At 72.8% G+C, this 7,809-nt stretch carries 8 protein-coding genes; 2 read left to right on the top strand and 6 right to left on the bottom strand.

The annotated features are described in order from the left end of the window. The coding region (locus tag CCR87_RS05225; RefSeq protein WP_201156508.1) for a zinc-ribbon domain-containing protein at positions 1-452 on the bottom strand (452 nt) is incomplete at its 3' end. 67 nt (positions 453-519) lie between these two features. Further along, positions 520-1,413, bottom strand: coding sequence for an oxygen-dependent coproporphyrinogen oxidase (hemF, locus tag CCR87_RS05220; protein ID WP_201156507.1), 894 nt, complete (start codon positions 1,411-1,413; stop codon positions 520-522). Positions 1,414-1,546: 133 nt separating this feature from the next. Between hemF and CCR87_RS05215 the strand changes: the two genes are divergently transcribed. Next, entirely contained in the window at positions 1,547-1,924 is a 378-nt protein-coding gene (locus tag CCR87_RS05215) for a hypothetical protein (protein WP_201156506.1), read from the top strand. A gap of 72 nt (positions 1,925-1,996) precedes the next feature. After that, positions 1,997-2,977, top strand: a complete 981-nt coding sequence (locus tag CCR87_RS05210) for a complex I NDUFA9 subunit family protein (protein WP_201156505.1) — start codon at positions 1,997-1,999, stop codon at positions 2,975-2,977. On the opposite strand, the gene mnmH is transcribed toward CCR87_RS05210, so the two are convergent. From mnmH to CCR87_RS05190, 4 genes are all read right to left on the bottom strand, one after another. Further along, a complete protein-coding gene (gene mnmH, locus CCR87_RS05205) occupies positions 2,949-4,058 on the bottom strand; it encodes a tRNA 2-selenouridine(34) synthase MnmH (protein WP_201156504.1) in 1,110 nt (369 codons plus the stop codon). The genes CCR87_RS05210 and mnmH overlap by 29 nt on opposite strands. Before the next feature lie 53 nt (positions 4,059-4,111). Continuing rightward, a complete protein-coding gene (locus CCR87_RS05200; RefSeq protein WP_201156503.1) occupies positions 4,112-4,411 on the bottom strand; it encodes a hypothetical protein in 300 nt (99 codons plus the stop codon). Between the two features lie 81 nt (positions 4,412-4,492). Next, positions 4,493-7,027, bottom strand: a complete 2,535-nt coding sequence (locus CCR87_RS05195; RefSeq protein ID WP_201156502.1) for an ABC transporter permease — start codon at positions 7,025-7,027, stop codon at positions 4,493-4,495. 55 nt (positions 7,028-7,082) lie between these two features. After that, on the bottom strand, positions 7,083-7,778 hold the full coding sequence (locus CCR87_RS05190) for an ABC transporter ATP-binding protein (protein ID WP_201156501.1): 696 nt from the start codon (positions 7,776-7,778) through the stop codon (positions 7,083-7,085). Between the last annotated feature and the right edge of the window lie 31 nt (positions 7,779-7,809).

Here is a 7,809-nt window from a genome sequence, read left to right as displayed (position 1 = left end):
TCGGGGTCGATGTTGTCGATCGCGGGCAGCCGGTCGCGGCCGGGCCGGCGGCGCGGTTCGGCCGGCGGGGGGGGATCGTTGGCGGAAACGGGCGCGGGCGGCAGGCGGCGGCGCCGGGTGTCCTGATCGGAGGTGGTGTCGATCAGCCCGGCGTCGGCGCGGCGCGCGCGCGACTCGCGCTCGGCCTCGGCGCGCAGGACGGCGAGGACGGACGGGTCCACCGGCGGGGGGCGGCGCACCGGTTCGGGCGCCTGTGTCCCGTGGGGGACATCGTGGGGAGTGTCGTGGGAGGTGTCATGGGGCGTTGTGCCGGGATCGTCGGCACGGGGTGCGGGCGGCGTGAAGAACCACACCGTCCCGCAGGCCGAACACTCCAGGTCCCGGCCCGTGGCGGGGATGGCCGCCGCGTCGACCTCGTACTGGGCCGCACAGTTGGTGCACACGATCCGCATGGGGGTTCCCGTCCTTGCCGGACCTCGCAGCGCACCGCCAGTGCGGGCGACGGCTGCGGTGCCGGGTTCAGATCCACTTGGCCAGGGGTGGCAGGCTCATCAGCACGGCGTCGGGGTCGTGGCCGGTCTCCAGGCCGAATTTGGTGCCCCGGTCATAGACGAGGTTGTATTCGGCATAAAGACCGCGATGCACCAGCTGCGCGTCGCGGTCGGCGTCGGTCCAGGGGGTCTGGCGGCGGCGCTCCACCAGCGGCAGGAAGGCCGGCAGGAAGGCGCGCCCCACGGCCTGGGTGAAGGCGAAATCGGCCTCCCAGTCGCCGGTGTTGTGGTCGTCATAGAAGATGCCGCCGACGCCGCGCGCCCGCTTGCGGTGGGGCACGAAGAAATACTCGTCCGCCCACGCCTTGTAGCGGGGATACAGATCCGCCCCGTGCGCGGCACAGGCATCGCGCAGCACGGCGTGGAAATCGGCGGTGTCCTCGTCGCGTTCCAGCGCGGGGTTGAGGTCGGTACCGCCCCCGAACCACCACGCGCCCGGGGTCCAGAACATCCGGGTGTTCAGGTGCACCGCCGGTACATGGGGGTTGCGCATGTGCGCCACCAGGCTGACGCCGGAGGCCCAGAAGCGCGGGTCCTCCTCCAGGCCCGGGATTTCCTTGCGCGCCGTCAGCGAGCGGCGCGCGCGCGGCTCCAGCGTGCCGAATACCGCCGAGACATTGACGCCCACCTTCTCGAACACCCGGCCGCCGCGCATCACGCTCATCAGCCCGCCGCCCGCGTCGCCGCCGTCCGAGGCGGTGCGCTGCGTCTCGCGCAGCGCGAACCGGCCGGCGGGCAACTCGGCGCCGGGGCCGTCGGTGTGGGCGTCCTCCATCGCCTCGAAGGCGGTGCAGATGCTGTCGCGCAGCTCGCGGAACCAGTCGGCGGCGCGCGCCTTGCGCTGTTCGAACATCTCGGTCATCGACGGTTCCCCCCCTGTGTCTTGCCTTGGCCTAGCAAACCCGCCGGGGCTGCGCCAGACGCCGATCGCGGCGCGGGGTTGGCCGCCGGTCGCGGTCGGTCTATCGTATCGGCGATCACCGGGGGGACGTGCGATGCGCCGTGTCATTGTTGCGCTGGGGCTTGTGGCGCTGGCGGGGTGCGCCACGCCCTATGAGCGGTGCCTGTCGCCCGCCACAGGGCAGCTGCGCACCATCGATGCGCTGATCGCCGAGACCGAAGCCAACATCGCGCGCGGATTTGCGCTGGAACAGGTGCGCGACGTGCGCTTTGACCTTGTGCCCTGCTACGACATCGACGGGATGGTGCGCTTCTGCCGCGAGCCGGTGGCGATCGAGCGCAGCCGCCCCGTGGCGATCGACCGCACGGTGGAGGCCGGCAAGCTCCAGTCCCTGCGCGCACGCCGTGCCGAGCTGACGATGGAGCTGTCGGTGCTGCGCGCGGACTGCCGCGCGCGCCACCCCGAGGGCTGAGGCGCGCCGCGCACCCTTGCCCGGAAGGGCTGTCGCGGCTATCTGCGCGACAGGGAACAAGGGGGCCCGGGCATGTCCAAGCTAGTCACCATCTATGGCGGATCGGGGTTCGTCGGCCGTTATGTCACGCAGCGCATGGCGCGGCAGGGCTGGCGCGTGCGCGTGGCCGTGCGGCGCCCCAACGAGGCGCTGTTCGTCAAGCCCTATGGCGTCGTCGGTCAGGTGGAGCCGGTGTTCTGCAACATCCGCGACGATGACAGCGTGCGCGCGGCGATGAAAAGCGCCGATGCGGTGATCAACTGCGTCGGCATCCTGGTGGAGGAAGGCCCCAACCGATTTGCCGATGTCCAGTCCGAGGGCGCCGCCCGCGTGGCCCGCATCGCCGCCGAGGAGGGGGTGGGCCAGCTGGTGCAGCTGTCGGCCATCGGCGCCGACAGCGCCAGCGCCAGCGTGTATTCCCGCACCAAGGCCGAGGGCGAGGGCGCCGTGCTGGAGCATTTCCCGCGCGCCGTGATCCTGCGCCCGTCGCTGATCTTCGGGCCGGAGGATGCGTTCTTCAACCGCTTCGCGGGCATCGCCCAGATCAGCCCGGTGCTGCCGGTCGTTGGTGGCGATACACGGTTCCAGCCCGTCTGGGTCGAGGACGTGGCCGAGGCCGCCATGCGCGCCGCACTGGGCGATGCCAAGCCCGGGGTCTATGAGCTGGGCGGCCCGGAGGTGAAGACCTTCCGCGAGCTGATGACCATGATGCTCGAGATGATCCGGCGGCGGCGGCTGACGTTCAACATGCCGTTCTGGATGGCGCGGATGCAGGGCAGTGCGCTCGATCTCGGCAGCCGGCTGACGCGGGGGTTGCTGACGAACCGGCTGCTGACCCGCGATCAGGTGGAAAACCTCGCGCGCGACAACGTCGTCAGCCCGCATGTGCGCGGCTTTGCCGATCTGGGAATCGAGCCGACGCCGATGGCGACGGTGTTGCCGGAGTACCTGTGGCGGTTCCGCCCGTCGGGGCAGTATTCCGCGATCACGGATTCGGCGCGCAACCTGCGCTGAGGGGGCCACGCGCCACCGCATCGGCCAGCCGATCGGCGAGGTCCTCCAGCCCCGGAGGGTCCAGCCGGTCGGTGGCCAGAACCCCGCCCGGCGTGCCCCCCTCCGGCGCACGCTGGCGGGCGCGCGCCCGGGCATAGAGCGGGTCGTAGTGTTCCGCCATCAGCGCTGCCGCCAGCGCGACGTCCTGCCCTGCGGCCGCGAGGTCGTGCCAGTGGGCGATCCGTTCGGCGGGCTGGAACGGGCGGAGCCGGTCCAGCGTCTCGGACAGCGCCGCGCGGTCGGCCGTCACTTCGGCATAGGCGCGCGCCAGATAGTGCGCGCGGGCGGGCAGGGGGGCGGTGATCTCGATCCGGGGTGCGGTGCGCATCGCGGCCCACAGCGCAGGCGGCAGCGTCAGCGCGCCCAGCCGGGGGGACTCGGCCTCCACCAGCACGGGCCGCGCGGGATCGAGGCGGGACAGCGCGGCCATCAGGGCCGATTCGAAGCCCTTTTGCGCGGGTTGGCCCGCGGGGTCGGCGCCAAAGACCGACCCCCGATGGCGCGCCAGCCCCTCCAGATCCAGCACCTGCGTGCCGCGCGCGGCGGCCAGATGCAGAAGTTCGGTCTTGGCGGTGCCGGTGTTGCCGTCCACCAGCACCAGCCGCCAGCGCAGCGGCCCGTCATAGAGGTCGCGCACCACCAGCCGCCGCCAGCTGCGATACCCGCCCTCCAGCACGCCGACGCGCCAGCCCACCTGTGCGAGGATGGTGGCGAAGCTGCCCGAGCGTTGCCCGCCGCGCCAGCAATAGACCAGCGGATGCCAGCCTTGCGGGCGGTCCGCCAGGGCCCCTTCGAGGTGCCCGGCCACGTTGCGGGCCACCAGCGCCCCGCCGATGCGACGCGCCAGAAACCGGCATTGCTGGACATAGATGGTGCCGACGCGGGCGCGCTCTGCATCATCGAGGACGGGAAGGTTGATCGCGCCCGGCAGGTGATCCTCGGCGTATTCCGCCGGCGATCGGACGTCGATCACATCGTCCACGCCCAAGCTGCCCAGCGCGGCGGGATCGGTCAGTCGGAGGGGGCGCAGCAACGATGACATGACCGGGCCATAGCGCGCCGAGGCCCTGGCCGGAAGGGGCCGCGGCGCGGCTGTCAGCCGCTGGCGAGCGCGGCGCGGGGCGGGATGCGGACCTCGGCCTCCACCCGGGCGCCCATGCTGCCTGCGGTGATCTGGACCATGGTGGGGGTCACGCGCATGTCCACCGCGCAGGCCCGCCCGCATCCGGTGAAACGTGTGCGCGATACAAGCTCGAAATCGGCGGGCAGCAGGGCCGCGCGGTCGGCGATGCTGGCGGCCAGCCGACGGGCCATCCACAACCCTTCCATGCAGACGCCGCCGGTGGTGCCACAGGCGCCGCAGTCATAGTCGTGTGTCGCGTCGCTCAGTTGCATGCAAGCCCCCCACGCGCTCCGCTGCACCGCCAATGGGTGCCTTCGGATCACGCTTTTGTCAAGGTGGCGCGGGTCCGGCCCTCAGTCCTGATCGCGTAGAACGCGCGCGGGACGGGCCGACAGCGGGCGCAGCGCGAACGCCAGGCCCGCGAGCAGCGTGGCCAGCACGCCCCCCACCACGATGGCGATGGCCGACACCGGTTCGAACCGGAAGCTTGCGTCCATCACGAAGGTCATCACCCCCCAGCCCGCCAGGCCGCCACCGACGATCGCCACCGATCCCGCCGCCGCCCCCAGCAGCACCGAGCGCAGCGCGAAGCTGGCGAGGATGCGGCCGCGTGTGGCGCCGAGGGTCTTGAGCACCGCTGCCTCGAACACCCGCGCACGCTCGCCCGCCGCGGCCGCGCCGATCAGCACGATGAAGCCCGTCAGCAGCGTGGCGCCCGCAGCCCAGGCGGTGGCCGCGGCGACGCCCGACAGCGCCTGGGCGGCGCGGTCGATGGCCTCGCGCACCGGGACGGCGGTGATGTTGGGGAACTGCCCCGCAAGGTCGCGCAGGATCGCGGCCTCGGCGTCGGGGGTGGCATAGACGGTGGCGATGTGGGTGTGGGGCGCGGCTTGCAACGCGCCGGGGTTCATCGCCATGATGAAGCCGATGCCGGCGGTGGTGAAGTCCACGACCCGCAGGTTGGCGATCTCGGCGGTGATCTCGCGGCCCAGGATGTTGACCGTCAGCGTGTCGCCCACGCCAAGGCCGAGGTCGCGGGCGATCTCGTCCGAGAAGCTGACGAGCGGCGGGCCGTTGTAGTCTTCGGGCCACCATGCACCGGCGGTCAGCACCGTGCCGTCGGGGGGGGCCGCGGCATAGGTCACGCCCCGGTCGCCGCGCAGGATCCAGTGGCCCGCCGCGACCTCGGCTGCGGGGCGGTCGTTGATGCGGGTGACGATGCCGCGCAGCATCGGGGCGGTGTCCACGTTCGACACCCCAGAATCCCCCCCGAGGCGGTCGAGAAAGCCCGGCAGCTGGTCGGTCTGGATGTCGACGAAGAAATAGGCCGGGGCGCGGTCGGGCAGGTCGCGTTCGATCGCGGCGCGCAGGTTCGATTCGACCTGTCCCACGGCGGCCAGCACCGTCAGCCCCAGGCCGAGCGAGAGGATGACCGAGGTCGCCTCCTCCCTCGGGCCGCCGATGGCGCCCAGCGCGAGGCGCAGCGCGGTGCGCCCGCGCACGGCGCGCAGCCGCGACGCGCCGCGTGCCGCGCGCCGCACCGCCCAGGCCGCAGCCACCAGGACCGCCAGCGCCACGACGATCGCCGCCGCGCTGGCCAGCGCCAGCAGTGCCACCCCCGACAGCCACGCAGCCGCCCCCACCAGCGCCCCCAGCAGCGCCGCCGTGGCCGCCAGGTACACCGGGCGGGGCAGGGCACGGCTGGACCCGTCGATGCCCCGGAACAGGGCGGCCGCGCGCACCTCCTCGGTGCGGGCCAGCGGCCACAGGGTAAAGAGGAGCGCGGTCAGCACGCCGTAGAGCGCGGCCTCGGCCAGGGGGGCGGGGTGCAGCGTGAACACCGCCGGGACCGGCAGGCGCGCCTCCAGCACCGGTGCCAGCAGCACCGGCGCCAGGCCCCCCAGCACGAGCCCCGCCGCCACCCCCACCGCCGTCAGCGCGCCGATCTGCATCAGGTACACCAGAAAGATCGTGCCGCCCGACGCGCCCAGCGTCTTGAGGATCGCGATCGTTTCGGTCTTGCGCTCCAGATAGGCGCGCACGGCCGCCGAGACGCCAACGCCCCCCACCGCCAGCCCCGCCAGCCCCACCAGCACCAGAAACGCGCCGATGCGGTCCACGAAGAACTCGATCCCCGGGGCGCCGCGGCGGCTGTCGCGCACCCGCGCGCCGCTGTCGGGAAACGCCGCGCGCAGATCCGCGCCCAGCGCGTCGGGGTCCGCGCCCGGCGGCAGCAACAGCCGGTAGCGGCTGTCGAACAGCGTGCCCGCGCCCAGCAGCGCGCTGCCCTCCAGCGCCTCGGTGCGCACCAGCGTGCGCGGGCCGAAGCCGAACCCCGCCGCGCCCGCGTCGGGTTCGGACACGATGGCGGCGGTCAGCTCGAAGTCCTGCACGCCCAGCCGGAAGGTGTCGCCGGGCGCAAGGCCCAGCCGGTCCATCAGCACCCGATCCATCGCCGCACCCGGCAGCCCGGAGGGGGCGTCGAACACCGCGTCCACCGGCATATCGGGATCAAAGCGCGGTGTGCCCACCAGCGGCCAGTTGCCGTCCACGCCCTTGACCTGGGTCAGCGCGCGTTCGGCGTCCGCCCCGGCGCCGACCACCGCCATGGAGCGGAAATCCACGATCTCGGACAGCCGAGCGGCGCGCGCCTCCAGCCAGGCGCGCTCGGCGGTGTCGGCGAAGCGATAGGTGAAGCTGACCTGTGCGTCCCCGCCGAGGATCACCGCCCCCTCACGCGCGAGGCCCGCCTCGATCGAGGCGCGCACGGAGCCCACGGCGGCGATGGCGCCCACCCCAAGCGCGAGGCAGGCGAGGAAGACCCAGAACCCGCGAAGTCCCCCGCGCAATTCGCGGCGGGCGATGCGGGCGGCGATGGCAAGCTGCATGACGGGCTCCGGTGCGGGCATGGGGCGGTTCTGGCGGCAGGGGGGGCGGGCGCGGTTATTCGGCGGCGCGGCGCAGCTCCTCCCCCTCCACCCGGCCATCGGCGAGGCGGATCACGCGGTCGCAGCGGGCCGCCAGCTCCGGGGCGTGGGTGACGAGGATCAGGGTGGCGCCGTGGCGGTCGCGCAGGCCGAACAGCAGGTCCATGATCGCCTGTCCGTTGGCGCCGTCGAGGTTGCCGGTCGGTTCATCCGCCAGAAGGATCGCGGGTCGGGGGGCGGCGGCGCGCGCCAATGCCACGCGCTGCTGTTCGCCGCCCGACATCTGGGTGGGGTAGTGATCCACCCGATGTGCGAGGCCGACGCGGCGCAATTCGTCGGCGGCGCGGTCGAAGGCGTCGGCGTGGCCCGCAAGTTCCAGCGGGGTCGCGACATTTTCAAGCGCCGTCATCGTGGGGATGAGGTGGAAGGACTGGAACACGACCCCCATATTGCCCAGGCGGAACCGCGCCAGCGCATCCTCGCCCAGCCGGGTGAGGTCCTGGCCCAGCGCGGTGACAGACCCACCCGTGGCGCGCTCGAGCCCGCCCATCAGCATCAGGAGCGACGACTTGCCCGACCCCGAAGGCCCCACCAGACCCAACGTCTCGCCGCGCGTCACGTCCAGCGAGATGCCGCGCAGGATCTCCACCGGGCCTGCGTTGCCCATCAGCGTCAGGCACGCATCGCGCAGCGACAGGATCGGATCGGCCATGGCTCGGGTCTCCGCTTGGGTGGGGCAGGGG

Source organism: Rhodobaculum claviforme, assembly GCF_016653255.1.
GTDB classification, from domain to species: Bacteria; Pseudomonadota; Alphaproteobacteria; order Rhodobacterales; family Rhodobacteraceae; genus Rhodobaculum; species Rhodobaculum claviforme.
This window is presented reverse-complemented; position numbering and strand designations above follow the sequence as displayed.